This is a genomic window from Duganella aquatilis (assembly GCF_009674565.1).
Lineage (GTDB): Bacteria > Pseudomonadota > Gammaproteobacteria > Burkholderiales > Burkholderiaceae_D > Rugamonas > Rugamonas aquatilis.
The window spans coordinates 726,582-740,858 of record NZ_WKJL01000001.1; the positions used below are offsets into that span (position 1 = coordinate 726,582).

The 14,277-nt window shown below is 65.2% G+C and carries 9 protein-coding genes; 4 read left to right on the forward strand and 5 right to left on the reverse strand.

Features of this window, described 5'->3' with window-relative positions; all coding sequences use genetic code 11:
* Both GJ698_RS03365 and GJ698_RS03370 read right to left on the reverse strand, forming a co-directional pair.
* The gene (locus GJ698_RS03365; RefSeq protein ID WP_371865113.1) at positions 1-1,797 is read right to left on the reverse strand and encodes a M2 family metallopeptidase; all 1,797 of its coding nucleotides are present in this window, start codon (positions 1,795-1,797) and stop codon (positions 1-3) included.
* Between the two features lie 41 nt (positions 1,798-1,838).
* Positions 1,839-2,450, reverse strand: a complete 612-nt coding sequence (locus GJ698_RS03370) for a hypothetical protein (RefSeq protein WP_154356147.1) — start codon at positions 2,448-2,450, stop codon at positions 1,839-1,841.
* A 190-nt stretch (positions 2,451-2,640) separates the two neighbouring features.
* Between GJ698_RS03370 and GJ698_RS03375 the strand changes: the two genes are divergently transcribed.
* Positions 2,641-4,275: an ATP-binding domain-containing protein gene (locus GJ698_RS03375; RefSeq protein ID WP_154356148.1), complete on the forward strand. Its 1,635-nt coding sequence runs from the start codon at positions 2,641-2,643 to the stop codon at positions 4,273-4,275.
* Positions 4,276-4,284: 9 nt separating this feature from the next.
* Here GJ698_RS03375 and GJ698_RS03380 read toward each other — a convergent pair whose 3' ends face one another.
* On the reverse strand, positions 4,285-4,953 hold the full coding sequence (locus GJ698_RS03380) for a PEP-CTERM sorting domain-containing protein (protein WP_154356149.1): 669 nt from the start codon (positions 4,951-4,953) through the stop codon (positions 4,285-4,287).
* 84 nt (positions 4,954-5,037) lie between these two features.
* Entirely contained in the window at positions 5,038-7,479 is a 2,442-nt protein-coding gene (locus GJ698_RS03385; protein ID WP_154356150.1) for a glycoside hydrolase family 31 protein, read from the reverse strand.
* 172 nt (positions 7,480-7,651) lie between these two features.
* Here GJ698_RS03385 and GJ698_RS03390 point away from each other — a divergent pair, with 172 nt between their 5' ends.
* From GJ698_RS03390 to GJ698_RS03400, 3 genes are all read left to right on the forward strand, one after another.
* A complete protein-coding gene (locus GJ698_RS03390) occupies positions 7,652-8,968 on the forward strand; it encodes an MFS transporter (protein ID WP_154356151.1) in 1,317 nt (438 codons plus the stop codon).
* A 103-nt stretch (positions 8,969-9,071) separates the two neighbouring features.
* A complete protein-coding gene (locus GJ698_RS03395; protein ID WP_154356152.1) occupies positions 9,072-10,703 on the forward strand; it encodes an alpha-D-glucose phosphate-specific phosphoglucomutase in 1,632 nt (543 codons plus the stop codon).
* Positions 10,704-10,721: 18 nt separating this feature from the next.
* The gene (locus GJ698_RS03400) at positions 10,722-12,392 is read left to right on the forward strand and encodes an alpha-amylase family glycosyl hydrolase (protein WP_154356153.1); all 1,671 of its coding nucleotides are present in this window, start codon (positions 10,722-10,724) and stop codon (positions 12,390-12,392) included.
* On the opposite strand, the gene GJ698_RS03405 is transcribed toward GJ698_RS03400, so the two are convergent.
* Positions 12,308-14,128 (reverse strand): sensor domain-containing phosphodiesterase, encoded by a 1,821-nt coding sequence (locus GJ698_RS03405; protein WP_154356154.1) that lies wholly within the window; start codon positions 14,126-14,128, stop codon positions 12,308-12,310. The genes GJ698_RS03400 and GJ698_RS03405 overlap by 85 nt on opposite strands.
* Positions 14,129-14,277: the final 149 nt, after the last annotated feature.

Consider the following 14,277-nt stretch of genomic DNA (forward strand, 5'->3'; position numbering starts at 1 on the left):
TTACTTCTTCTCGGCGGCGGCGAGGGCGGCGTTCTGCTGGTCCAGCCAGGTTTTCAGCGGCGCGAAGTATTCCAGCAGCGCATTGCCGTCGATTTTGTCTTCGCCCGAGATCGCCTTCAGCGCTTCCGGCCACGGCTTGCTGGCGCCCAGTGCCAGCATCTGCTGCAGCTTGGCGCCGGCCTTGGCGTTGCCGTACACCGAGCAGCGGTTCAGCGGGCCGGTGTAGCCGGCTTCGCGGCACAGCGCGCGGTGGAACTGGAATTGCAGCATGTCGGCCAGGAAGTAGCGCGCATACGGCACGTCGGCCGCCACATGGTACTTGGCGCCGGCGTCGAAGCCGGTGACGCCGTTGATTGGCGCCGGCCGCTTCATGCCCATGTACTGCTCGCGCAGCTGCCACCAGCTCTTGTCGTAGTCGGCCGGCTTGGTCTTGCCGGCGTAGACGTCCCAGCGCCATTTGTCGACCGAGTAGGCGAACGGCAGGATCGCCACCTTGCTCAGCGCGCGCTCCAGCAGTTGCGGGATGTCGGCGTTGACGTCCGGTTCCTGGTCCATCAGGCCTATCTGCTTCAGGTAGCTCGGCGTGATCGACAGCGCGACGGTGTCGCCGATGGCTTCGTGGAAGCCGTCGTTGGCGCCGTTGCGGAACAGGAAGGGCTGCTTGGTGTAGGCCAGGAAGTAGTAGACGTGGCCCAGTTCATGGTGGATCACGGTGAAGTCTTCGGCGGTCGGCGTGATGCACATCTTGATGCGCACGTCGTCCTTTTCGTTCAGCGGCCAGGCGGAGGCGTGGCAGACCACGTCGCGGTCGCGCGGCTTGGTCAGCAGCGAGCGTTCCCAGAACGATGCCGGCAGCTTCTGCATGCCCAGCGAGGTGTAGAAGCCTTCGGCGTACCGGGTCATCTGCTTGGCGTCGGTCTTGCGCTGTTCCAGCACCTTGGTCAGGTCGTAGCTGCTGGCGCCGGTGGCGGGCTTGAGGAGCGGGTACAGGTTGGTCCAGTTCTGGCTCCACATATTGCCGAACAGGTGGGACGGGATCGGGCCTTCCAGCGGCACCACGTCCGGGCCGTAGGTGGCGCGCAGCTTGTAGCGGGTGTAGGTCAGCAGCGAGTCGTACAGCGGCTTGACCTGCTGCCACAGGCGTTCCATTTCGGCGGCGAAGGCTTCCGGCGGCATGTCGTACTGCGAGCGCCACATCACGCCGGTGTCGGCAAAGCCCATTTGTTTGGCGCCCTTGTTGGACAGCTCGACGTACTCGGTGTATTTCTGTTTGTACGACGGCGACTGGGCGTGCCAGCCGGTCCACATTTCTTTGAGCTTGGCTTCGTCGTGGCTGGTGGCGAGGACTTTTTCCATGTCGCCCAGCGCCATGCAGTTGTCAGGCGTCGGGCAGTATTTGGCTTTGCCGTAGGCGCCGTTCATGGCGGCCTGCAGTTGCGCGTATTGTTCGCGTTCCTTCGGATCGGCGAAGACCAGCGTTTGCTGCAGCAGCATCATCTTGCGCGCGGATTCCGGCGACAGTTTCAGGCCGTTGAAGCGGCGCGCGCCGATGGCGGCTTCGCCGGAGGCCGTCAGGTAGCGCTCGGCGAAGTAGGAGGCGATGCCTTCGGTGTCGTCGGTGATGAAGTTGGAGCCGACCCAGGCGGCGCGGGACTGCTCGTTGTTCAGTTTATTGAGCTTGGTTTCGGTGTCGGCCAGGAAGCGCTCGGCTTCAGCGACGGTTGGTTTGGCGGCGCTGGCAGTACCGGCTGCCGCGAAGGTGCAGGCCAGCAGTGCGCTGATTATTTTTGGTGTCACAGACCTCTCCCTGGATGTTTTGTTAGCCAGGTATCTTACCGTCATTCAAAGGCTACGTCTTCAAGTCGGAAGCGGAATTTTCGGCGCTCGGGCAAGGTCCAGCCTTCGCCGGGCGTGGTGTCGCGTGTCGGCGCTGGAGCTGGCGCTGGCACAGGTGGAGTCGGCTGCTGCGCTTGCAATTGCGCCTGCAGTGCGGCCATCAGTTGCGGCAGCGAGGGCTCGGCTGGCGCCGGCGCGCGTGGCGGCGTGGCCTGTTCTCGACGCAGGCGGTCGGCTATGATGAACTGCTTGTCTTCGGGGCGGCGCACGGAGATGTCCATCCAGGCGTTGCGGAAGGAGCGCGCGAACTTTTGGGCGAATTGATTGGGCGTTATTGGCTGCCCTTGGTGGATGATCTGGTCGCCGACCACGCGGGCGTAGTTGTGCTCGCCGTAGCTCCAGGAGCGCAGTTCGGTGCCGTCGGGCAGGAACAGCGATTTCCATTGATAACCGCGCAGGTTGGCGGGATCGCTGCCCTTGGCCAGTCCGGCCTGTTCGCGCAGCCACAGTTCGATGGCGCTGGTGATGGCTTCCGATATATCCTGCGTGCCGCCGCGAAGTTTCAGCTGCGAAATAAGCCGGAGCAGGGTATCGGTGTCTATCTGCACACTCATTGTGGATTTCATTCTATTTTCTCCCCTATTTTTCACTGCATTTCCCTATTTAGACCTGCAAATCGCGGAATAGTTCAATGCAAAAGAAAATAGTGAAAAATAGGGGCGAAAATAGAAGGAATGCCACAGGGACCCGTGCGGGACATCCCTCTGTGTACAATGGACTTTTCCTTTAGACATCATTTCACTCATGGCTCATCTTCATCCAACCGGCTGGCAAGAGATGTCGGCCACCGGCGCGGCGGCGCGTGAAATTGAAACGCTGTCCTACCTGAACGCCACGCTGGCGGAATCGCCGTACCACATCTACCACGGCGTGCACTGGACCAATGTCGAAAAGGGCTACTCAGCCTTCGACCAGGTGGACTTCGTGATAGTAGCGCCGAACGGCCGGCTGTTGCTGATCGAGCAGATATCCGGCTTCCTGAACGAGACGCCGGACGGGCTGGTGAAGAACTACGCGGCCAAGCCGCGCAAGGTGGCGCAGCACATCATGCGCTCCATCCGCGTGATGACGGAGCGCTTCGGCGGCGAACTCTCGATCGACTACCTGCTGTACTGTCCCGACTACACCGTGCGCGATCCACACCTGGCCGGACTGGACCCGCGCCACATCATCGACGCCAACCGCAAGCACCAGCTGGCGCAACTGGTGCGCGACACGCTGCCGGTGGACGATCCCAAGCCCGACGCGCAGTTCGACAAGGTGACGCGCTTCCTCGGAAATATGCTCAGTCTCCGTCCCGACCCGAGCGCCATGATCGGCAATGCCGCGCGCATGGTGGCGCGCCTGTCGGGCGGCCTGGCGACATGGGCGCACCGGCTGGAATTCGAGCCGTTCCGCCTGCGCGTGATCGGCACCGCCGGCAGCGGCAAGACGCAGCTGGCGCTGGCGGAATTCACGTCCGCCATCGAAGCCGGCCTATGTCCGCTGTACGTCTGCTACAACCGGCCGCTGGCCGACCACATCGAGCGCCTGGCGCCAAAGGGCGGCAAGGTGGCCAGCTTTCACATGCTGAGCGACGCGTTCGCGCGCGAGCGCGGCGAAACGCCCAACTACGCGGCGCCGGACGTGTGGGAGAAGATCGAGGCGCAGATGAGCGTCTCGCCGCTGCCGGAAAGCTGGCGATACGACGTGGTGATCGTCGACGAAGGCCAGGACTTTTCGGCGGCGTGGCGCGATATCCTGCTGCGCATGCTGAAGGAAAACGGCCGCGCGATCTGGCTCGAAGATCCGAACCAGAACCTGTACGGCAAGGAGAGCGTGCCGCTGCCCGGCTGGGTGACGCTGCACTCGGACACCAACTACCGCAGCCCGCGCCAGATCGTCGACATCCTGGCCGCGATCGGCGCGACGCAGACGCCGGTGGAGGCGGGCAGTCCGTTCAGGGGCGCGGACATCGAGGAGCTGGTCTACCCGGCAGGCGACACCGAAGCGATGCTGGCGCAGACGCGGCGCGCGGTGACCTTGTGCCTGGGCGCCGGCTTCACGCGCGAAGATATCGCCATCGCCTCGTTCCGCGGACGCGAAAAGTCGGCGATCCTGCACCTCGATCAACTGAGCGAGGTGCACACGCTGAAGTCCTTCACCGGCGAATACGACTTGTTCGGCAATCCGCAATACCGCGACGGCGGCCTGCTGGCCGAATCGGTGTACCGCTTCAAAGGCCAGTCGGCGCCGGCGATCATCTTCACCGAGATCGATTTCGAGGAGATGAACCAGCTGGTGCTGCGCAAGCTGTTCGTCGGCATGACCCGGGCGCGATTGAAGCTGGTGCTGGTGCTCAGCGATCGCGCCGAGCAGCAGCTACGCGACCGTATCTGAACCATCTGATCAGCCCGGGTGAAGCCCGGCGCTTAAGGGACCTGGCGCCCCCCCCCGCCGTACGAAGCCCATGGCCAGGCCGGCCAGCAGCATAGCGTAGGTGGCCGATTCCGGCACGGCCGACGGCACGTCGAGCGCAGCGCGCGCCAGCGGGCTGCCGGGAATCAGCAGCAGGTCGGTGCTGCTGGTGGCGTTTTGGTAAAGCGCGCCCGAGATAAACGTCGCGCCCGTGGTAAAGCCGTTCAAGGCGGCGTCGATATGGTAGGTGCTGGTGATGCCGGCGTAGGCTGACACCAGGCCGAAGCCCGCCAGGTAATCGCCGGCCTTCAGGTAGTCGGCAGGGGAGTTTGCCGAGAACACGATGGCGCCGACGTTGGCGCCCAGTTCCGCAAACGTGTGGTTGCCGGCGTCGATCGTGGCGCTCCAGCCGCTTGGCGCCGCCAGCGACGAAATGGCCGCATCGCTGAAGTAGGGCAGCAGCACCTGCGTATTTTCGGTGCCGACGCAGCCCCCGCCGTTGCCCGTCAGGGTGAAGGTGTATTGCGTGAGGCCGCCGGCGCCGGCGCCGGTGGTGGAGGCGCTGATCGTCGGCGCAAACAAGAGGCAGCCGATCGCCTGGCTGCTTCCTGCGGCGCACAACAGCACCAGGGCGGCGAGGGCCGATTTCAATGCGGGCATGAGGTGTTCTCCAAAGAGTGAAAACCTCATGCTATCGAAATGACAACTCCCCGGCTTGAACAGGTGCGACATGCCGCCAAAAAATCACAGCAGGATGTCGACGCTGCGGCTGGCCTGGTCGCTGGCCGGCAGTTCGACCGTCAGCAGCCTTGCCGCTTCGTCCCACGCGAAGACGGCGACGCGGCCGTCGATGCGTACCGAGGACGGCGCGGCGGTCACGTTATGCACCGTCAGCGCAATGCCGCGCTCCGGGCGCTGGTACTGCTTGCCCAGTTCCGATTCCACGCGCAGCGACAGCGCCGTACCTTGCAGCTTGCTGGTAAAGCGCAGCAGCTCGTACTTGCCCTGCTCGTAAGCTTGCGCGGTCAGGCCGTCGTCGTCATACAGCTTGCCGCTGCCGGCCTTCACCGACGCGTCGTGCCAGTAGTGCAGCTCGATGTGCCTGGTGTTGTAGTCGCGCGTCGACTGCACCACCTTGGCCATCGGGATGAAGGCGCCGGCGCGGACGTAGACCGGCACGTGGTCCGGCGTCAGCGCAACCGAGCGCGTGGCGCCGCCGGCCTGCTTCTCGCCGGTGTAGAAATCGAACCACGCGCTGCGCGCCGGGAAGTAGACCTCGGCCGTGGTGGCGCCCTGCCTGAGCACCGGCGTGACCAGGAAGTCCTTGCCCCACAGGTAGGTGGACGACATCGCGCGCACCTTGGCGTTGCCCGGCTCCTCGTACAGCATCGGCCGCATCAGCGGCAGGCCTTGCTGGTTGTTGTCGAAGCCCAGCGTGTAGTTATACGGCAGCAGGCGATAGCGCAGGCGGATCGCCTCGCGCGCCAGCGCCCTGGTCCTGTCCTCGCGGTAGACCGGCTCCGACGGCACCTCGTCCTGCGCGTGCGGACGGAACACCGGCTGGAACACGCCGTACTGCAGCCAGCGCTGATACAGCTCGTTGTCCAGCACCGGATTGGCGAAGCCGCCCAGGTCCGAGTGCATATAGCCGACGCCCTGCATGCCCATCTGCAGCGAGATCTCCGGCTGCGATTGCAATCCGTCCCAGCCGCGATTGACGTCGCCCGACCACGGCATGATGCCGTAGCGCTGCGTGCCCGAATAACCGGCGCGCATCAGGATGAACGGCCGCTCGTTGGGGAAGTCGCGCTGATAGCCTTCCGCCACCAGGCGCGCCCATTGATGGCCGTAGATGTTGTGCAGCTGGTCGGCGCTGCCGGTGGCGTGGCGCGCTTCGGTCGGGTGCACTTCCGGTTCGCCCAGATCGCCCCACACGCCCTTCACGCCCTGCTGGTGCAGGCCCTTGTAGATATCCCACAGCCAGTCCTTGCCCTGCTTGCCGAAGATGTCGATCAAGCCGGTGTGGCCGAAATAGAAGTCGTAGGCCAGCGGCTTGCCGTCGGCGCCGGTGGCCAGCACCTGCTTGTCGACGGCGTCCTGCCAGCGGCTGGAGGTATCCAGCACAAACGGTTCGGAAATCACCACCGTCTGCACGCCCTTGTGCTGGAAGTCGGCGATCATGCCCGTGGGATTAGGGAAGCTGTCCTGGTCCCAGGCCAGGTTGCCCATGGTGCCCTTGATCTCCTTGCCGAACCAGAACAGGTCGAACACGATGGCATCGAGCGGGATATCGTCGGCGATGAACTTGTCGACCGTCGCGCGCGCCTGCTGCTCGTTGCGATAGCCGAAGCGCATGGCAAAGTTGCCGAAGGCCCAGCGCGGCGGCAAGGGCTGTTTGCCGGTCAGGCTGGTGTAGTTGCCCACCACGTCTTCCCAGGTATCGCCGGCGATGACCTGATAGGTCTTGCGGCCCCCGATCGCCTCGTAGGTCAGGCTGTTGTTCTTGGCGCTGTCGAAATCCAGGTAGCCGGTCTGCGGATTGTCGAAGTGGATGGCGTACATCCTGGACGACAGCGCCACCGGCATGGTGTAGCCCATCAGCTCCGAATGATCGCCGTAACCGTAGTGCGCCTTGTTATACAGCGTGAAGCGGTAGCCGCGGCGGTTCATGCCGACCGCGCGCGAACCGGCGCCGTACAAGGCTTCGTTCTTGTCCAGCGCGAACTCGATGGCTTCCAGTACGCGCGGCGCGCCCTTGTTGATATCCTTGCTGCCCTTGGCCACATCGTCAGTGATGTGGATGTAGCCGCGCTTCTCCGCCACCAGCGGCTTGCCTTTGTAGGCGTAGGCGATACGGAACGGCGACTTGCTAATGGTGACCGTGATGCCGGGTGTGGCATATTCGATGCTGCCGGCTTTTTGCTTCAAGGTGGTGTTGACGGCGGCCGGCGCCAGCACCACGGCGTGCGAGGCCGGATCGGCAGTTTCGCCCTTGGGCACGAAGGTGGTCTCGACGATGCCGGCCGAGTAGGGCGTGATCAGGTAGTTGCCGTCGCTGGTGCGTACTTCCAGGTGGCCGTCGCGCTGGGTGACGCCGTCGAACTTGCGGTCGGCGTTCTGCGCCTGGGCGGCCTGGCTGGCCAGCAGCGTCAGTGTGGCAAGTTTTACAAAGGAATTGATTTTCATGGAGGTAAGGTCTCTGTGGCGGTCTGCGTTTTATGTTGTTTGGCTACATTTGACACCATTGCGTAGCCTCTGAACAGCCTTTTCTCCCTATTTTACTGGGAAGTTCTTTCGTTTGACACGCCCAAGGTCGCGTGTTATTTTGCTACAAATTTTAAAACTCGGGACGCGCAGCATGCACTCTTCCAGTAACAAGCCCATCCTGTCGTTCTGGCAGCTGTGGAATATGAGCCTCGGCTTCTTCGGCATCCAGTTCGGCTTTGCCCTGCAAAACGCCAACGTCAGCCGGATTTTCTCCACGCTGGGCGCCAATCCCGACGACCTGTCCCTGTTCTGGCTGGCCGCGCCGGTCACCGGCCTGCTGGTGCAGCCCATCATCGGCTACCTGAGCGACAACACCTGGCACCCGACCTGGGGCCGGCGCCGGCCGTTCTTCTTCATCGGCGCCGTGCTGGCCTCGCTGGCGCTGTTCCTGATGCCGAATTCGTCGGCGCTGTGGATGGCGGTGGTGGTGCTGTGGCTGCTGGACGGCGCCATCAACGTCTCGATGGAACCGTTCCGCGCCTTCGTCGGCGACAAGCTGGGACCGCGCCAGCAGACCGCCGGCTTCGCGATGCAGACCTTCTTCATCGGCTGGGGCGCGGTGATCGCCTCGATGCTGCCGACCATCTTCACCCACCTGGGCGTCAGCAACGACGCCGCCGGCGGCACCATTCCCGACACCGTGCGCTACGCGTTCTACGCCGGCGGCGCCGTCTACTTCTTTGCCGTGCTGTGGACCGTGCTGACCGCGAAAGAAGCGCCGCCGGACGACCTGGCCGCGTTCCGCGCCGCCCAGCAAAGCGGCAAGGGCGTCGCCAACGCGCTGAAGGAAATCTTCGGCGGCTTCGGCAAAATGCCGAAGACCATGGTGCAGCTGGCCGCGGTGCAGTTCTTCACCTGGATCGGCCTGTTCGCGATGTGGATCTACACCACCAACGGCGTCGCCGAAAACGTGTTCGGCACCACCGACGCGCAATCGGCCGCGTTCCAGGAAGCGGGCAACCACGTCGGCGTGATGTTCGCCGTGTACAGCGGCGTATCGGCGCTGGCGGCCTTCGTGCTGCCGGTGTTCGCGCGCCGCACCAGCCGCAAGTTCGTGCACCTGGTGTGCCTGGTGATCGGCGGCCTGAGCCTGTTCAGCATCTACACCATCCACGACCTCGACACGCTGTTCTACCCGATGATCGGCATCGGCATCGCCTGGGCCTCGATCCTGACCATGCCGTACGCGATCCTGGCCGGCGCGCTGCCGGCCAGCCGCATGGGCTACTACATGGGCGTGTTCAACTTCTTCATCGTCATCCCGCAGATCGTCAGCGGCCTGCTGCTCGGCTTCGTGACCAAGCACTGGTTCGCCGGTCACACGGTCAAGACCCTGATGCTGGGCGGCGTATGCATGGTGGTGGCGGGCGTGCTGACGCTGGTGGTGCGCGACGAGGCCGAGCACTGACGTCACAATAGTGTTCGCGAAACAAGCTATCTGTGCGACGCGATTCGGCCGGAACAGGTAAAACCGTCGTATCGGACTTGTCATCTACCTACGCGGAGCGAACATGAGCATCAACACGGTCAGCACCACCCCCATCCCCGGCCAGCGGCCGGGCACTTCCGGCCTGCGCAAGAAAGTCAGCGTCTTCCAGCAGCCGCACTACCTCGAAAACTTCGTCCAGAGCGTGTTCGACACGCTGGGCGACTGCGCCGGCAAAACGCTGGTGCTGGGCGGCGACGGCCGCTTCCACAACCGCGCGGCGGTGCAGACCATCCTGCGCATGGCGGCCGCGCACGGCTTCGCCAGGGTGCTGGTGGGGCAGGGCGGCATCCTGTCGACGCCGGCGGTCAGCTGTGTGATCCGCAAGCACGGCGCGCTGGGCGGCATCGTGCTTTCGGCCAGCCATAATCCCGGCGGCCCGGACGGCGACTTCGGCATCAAGTACAACATCGAGAACGGCGGCCCGGCGCCGGAAAGCGTGACCGAGGCGATCTACCGCCACACCGAAAACATCACCCAGTACCGCATCAGCGACGCCGCCGACATCGACCTGCAGCAGCCCGGCGCCGCCCGCATCGAAGCGATGGAGGTCGCGGTGATCGACTCGGTGGCCGACTACGCGGCACTGATGCAGCAGCTGTTCGACTTCGACGCCATCCGCCAGCTGATCGCCGGCGGCTTCCGCCTGTGCTTCGACGGCATGCACGCCGTCTCCGGCCCCTACGCCAAGGCCATCCTCGAAGGCCAGCTGGGCGCGCCGGCCGGCAGCGTGATCAACGCCGTGCCGCTGGAAGACTTCGGCGGCCACCATCCGGACCCGAATCCCGTCAACGCCGCGCAGTTGATCGCCATCATGGCGGCCGACGACGCGCCCGACTTCGGCGCCGCCTCCGACGGCGACGGCGACCGCAACATGATCCTCGGCCGCAAATTCGACGTCACGCCGTCCGACAGCCTGGCCGTGCTGGCCGCGCACGCGACGCTGGCGCCGGGCTACCGCGCCGGCCTGAAAGGCATCGCCCGCTCGATGCCGACCTCGCAGGCGGCCGACCGCGTGGCGCAGGCGCTGGGCATCCCGGCCTTCGAAACGCCGACCGGCTGGAAGTTCTTCGGCAACCTGCTGGACGCCGGCAAGGCCACGCTGTGCGGCGAAGAAAGCTACGGCACCGGCTCCGACCACATCCGCGAAAAGGATGGCGTGTGGGCCGTGCTGTTCTGGCTGAACCTGCTGGCCGCCACCGGCAAATCGGTCGAACAGCTGGTCAGCGAACACTGGGCGCGCTTCGGCCGCAACTACTACTCGCGCCACGACTACGAAGGCGTCGACAGCCACGCCGCCAATGAGCTGATGGCCTCCCTGCGCATCAAGCTGGCGACCATGGCCGGGCAGGACCTGGGCCACTACGTGGTCGATTTCGCCGACGATTTCGACTATAAAGATCCGGTCGACGGCTCGGTGGCCACGCAGCAGGGCGTGCGCATCGTCATGACCAACGGCTCGCGCATCGTATTCCGCCTGTCCGGCACCGGCACCGAAGGCGCGACCCTGCGCGTCTACCTGGAACGCTACGAAGCCGATCCCGCCTTCCACCACCTGCCGACCCAGCAGGCGCTGGGCCCCTTGATTTTGATCGCCGAGCAGGTGGCCGGCATCGCCGACTGGACCGGCCGCGCCCATCCCACCGTCACCACATAAAACCATCAGGACGACAGCATGAAATTGACGACACTCGCACTCTCCCTCGCACTTGGCCTGGGCGCCGCCCACGCCGCCGAAGCGCCGGCCGCCAGGCCGAAGCCCTTCCTCTGGGAGAACGCGACCGTCTATTTCCTGCTGACCGACCGCTTCAACAACGCCTATACCGGCAACGACCTGGCCTACGACCGCCAGAAGGACGCGGCGCCGCTGCGCGGCTACATGGGCGGCGACCTGGCCGGCGTGATCAACAAGATCAACGACGGCTACTTCGACAGCCTGGGCGTGACCGCGATCTGGGTCACGCCGCCGGTCGAGCAGATCCACGGCAGCACCGACGAAGGCACCGGCAAGTCCTACGCCTTCCACGGCTACTGGGCCTCCGACTTCACCGCCGTCGACGCCAACCTGGGCAACGAGAACGACTTCCGCAACCTGGTGGACGCCGCGCACGCGCACGGCATCCGCGTGCTGCTGGACGTGGTGATGAACCACACCGGCCCGGTGACCGAGGAAGATCCCGTGTGGCCGAGCGACTGGGTGCGCACCGCGCCCGAATGCACCTATAAAACCGCCAAGACCACCATCGAATGCACGCTGGTGAAAAACCTGCCGGACTTCCTGACCGAGAGCGACGAGCCGGTCGAGCTGCCGGAGCGCCTGATGGCCAAGTGGCAGCGCGAAGGCCGTTTCGAGCAGGAGATCAAGAGCCTGAACGAATTCTTCGCGCGCACCGGCTATCCGCGCGCGCCGCGCTACTACCTGATCAAATGGCACACCGACTGGATCCGCAAGTACGGCGTGGACGGCTTCCGCGCCGACACCGTCAAGCACGTCGAAGCCAAGGTATGGAAGGAACTGCAGAAGGAGGCGGTGATCGCCTTCGACGACTGGAAGAAGGCCAATCCCGAGAAGAAGCTGGGCGACGACAAGTTCTACATGACCGCTGAGGTCTACAACTACAAGGTCAGCGACGGCCTGTATCACGACCTGGGCGGCGGCCAGAGCGTCAACTACTACCAGGCCAACTTCAACAGCATGATCAACTTCGGGCTGGTGAAGGATGCCGAGCAGGATTACGAAACGCTGTTCAGCAGCTACTCCAACGCCCTGCACGGCGGCCGCCTGAACGGCTACTCGGTGCTGAACTACCTCGACTCGCACGACGACGGCGCGCCGTTCGACCCGTCGCGCAAGAAGCCGTTCGAGAGCGCCAACAAGCTGCTGCTGGCGCCCGGCGCCGCGCAGATCTACTACGGCGACGAAACCGCGCGCCGGCTCGATGTCGCCGAGGCGACCGGCGACGCCAAGCTGCGCTCCTTCATGAACTGGAACGAGCTGGAACAGAACGTCGTCCGCAACGGCAACAAGATCGCCGACGTGCGCGCGCACTGGGCCAAGCTGGGCCTGTTCCGCAAGGCCCACGTGGCGGTCGGCGCCGGCGTGCACCAGCAGCTGCAAGCCAAGCCTTACATCTTCAAGCGCACTTACGACCAGGACGGCGTGCGCGACAAGGTGGTGGTGGCGCTGGACCTGCCGACCACCAAGGCCTCCACGATCAACCTGCACGGCGTGTTCGCCAACGGCCAGCGCGTCAAGGACTACTACTCCGGCAAGACCGCCGTGGTGCGCGGCGGCGCCGTCAACTTCGGCACGCGCAACGCGCTGGTGCTGATCGGGCAGGAGTAGCCCGCAAACGCCTCGGCCTCCAGCGGCCGCGCGAACAGATAGCCCTGCACCTCGTCGCAGCCGGCGCGGCGCAGGAAGTCCAGCACCGGCGCCGTCTCCACACCCTCGGCCACCACGCGGTGGCCCAGTTCCTGCGACAGCGTGATCATCGCCGTCACCAGCGCCTGCTGGCGCGGGTCGCCGGCCAGGTCGCGGATGAAGGACTGGTCGATCTTGACCACGTCGGCCGGCATCTTCTGCAGATAGGCCAGGCTGCTGTAGCCGGTGCCGAAGTCGTCGATCGCCAGGCCGACGCCCAGCGCCGCGATCTGCGCCAGCGTGGCGTGCGCCTTCACTGGCTGCTCCATGATGGCGCTCTCGGTGATCTCCAGTTCCAGGCAGTCGGCCGGCAGGCGATAGCGCTGCAGGCAGGCCGCCACGCTGGCGGCGAACGCCGGCTCCACCAGATTGGCGGCCGACACATTCACCGACACCTGCAACACCAGGCCATCCCGGCGCCACGCGCATTGCTGGCGCAGCGCGGCGTCCAGCACCCAGGCGGTGGTGGCCTGCGCCAGGCCGGAACGCTCGATCAGCGGAATGAACTCGGCCGGACCGACCGCGCCCAGCGTCGGATGGTTCCAGCGCAGCAGCGCCTCGGCGCCGACGCAGGCGCCGCTGACCACATCGATGCGCGGCTGATACACCATGCGCAACTGTCCGGCGCCCTCCAGCGCCGCGCCGAAATCGCCGAGCAGGCTGAAACGGCGCTGGTACAGCGCATCCTCGGCCTGCGAATACACCGCCACGTGGCTCGGCAGGTCGATGGCGTCATGCGCGGCGCTGCGGGCCTTGCGCAGCACCGCCAGGCTGTCGTCGTGGCCGACGTCGAACGGCACCACGCCGGCCGACGGCGTGGCCACATAGCGGGTCCTGGCGATGGCCAGCGCCGCCTGCATCCTGCGTTCCACGCGCGGCAGCCAGGAGTCCAGCGTTTCGCCGGTCGGCGACAGCAGCATGAACTGCGCCGTGGCGACGTGATAGATGCGCGGACCGCTGCCGATTTCGGCGCGCAGCCAGCGCGCACCCTCGGTCACCAGTTCATCGAGATAGGACGACTTCATGGCGCGCGCGGCGTGCGCCAGCTGCTCGTGGGTGGCCAGGTTGACCAGCACCGCCAGCCGCTGCTCGCCTTCGCCGGCGTCCCGCTGCAGGTCGTGGAAGTCGTCGATGAACTGGTTGCGGTTGGGCAGGCCGCTGACGGCGTCGACGCGGCCCAGCGCATGCTGCAATTCGATCTGCGCCATCACCATGCCGGCCAGGTCGCACAGCGCGGTCAGTTCCTCGGGCGTGGTGTCGCGCGGCTCGGTGCCCAGCACGCACATGGCGCCGAGGCAGTGGCCGTCGGTGGTGGTCAGCGGCGCGCCGGCGTAATAGCGGATGCCGCTGGCGGCCAGCACGCTGTCGTGAAAATAGTCATCCTGCAGCAGGTCGGGGATCACCAGCACGGTGCTGCTGTCGGCCACCTGGCCACACGGCGCGCGCAGGCGCGGAATGGAATCGTGCTCGACGCCGACGCGCGACTTGAACCACTGGCGGTCGGCGTCGGTCAGGGAGATGGCGGCGATCGGCAGGCGGAACATGCTGGCCGCCATGCGCGTGATGCGGTCGAAGGCCGCGCTGGGCGGGGTGTCGAGCAGATTGAGTTTGTGCAGCGCGTCGAGGCGGCGTGCCTCGCTTAGTTCACCAGGTGTCATGTGCGGATCCGTAAAGCAGTTTGAATGCAATGCGGGTCAGGGCACTGGAGAAGAGCGGAGAGCGGGGCAGGGCTCGTGATGGTGGAAATACCAAGTATATTTCCACATAGAAACTATATCATATCACGATCCCGCCCGCGCCGCTAACG

Coding starts and splice junctions, on each gene's coding strand:
- GJ698_RS03375 (WP_154356148.1), top strand. CDS start 2,641: ATGGCTCATCTTCATCCAACCGGCTGGCAAGAGATGTCGGCCACCGGC.
- GJ698_RS03380 (WP_154356149.1), bottom strand. CDS start 4,953: ATGCCCGCATTGAAATCGGCCCTCGCCGCCCTGGTGCTGTTGTGCGCC.
- GJ698_RS03395 (WP_154356152.1), top strand. CDS start 9,072: ATGAGCATCAACACGGTCAGCACCACCCCCATCCCCGGCCAGCGGCCG.
- GJ698_RS03405 (WP_154356154.1), bottom strand. CDS start 14,128: ATGACACCTGGTGAACTAAGCGAGGCACGCCGCCTCGACGCGCTGCAC.
- GJ698_RS03390 (WP_154356151.1), top strand. CDS start 7,652: ATGCACTCTTCCAGTAACAAGCCCATCCTGTCGTTCTGGCAGCTGTGG.
- GJ698_RS03370 (WP_154356147.1), bottom strand. CDS start 2,450: ATGAGTGTGCAGATAGACACCGATACCCTGCTCCGGCTTATTTCGCAG.
- GJ698_RS03385 (WP_154356150.1), bottom strand. CDS start 7,479: ATGAAAATCAATTCCTTTGTAAAACTTGCCACACTGACGCTGCTGGCC.
- GJ698_RS03400 (WP_154356153.1), top strand. CDS start 10,722: ATGAAATTGACGACACTCGCACTCTCCCTCGCACTTGGCCTGGGCGCC.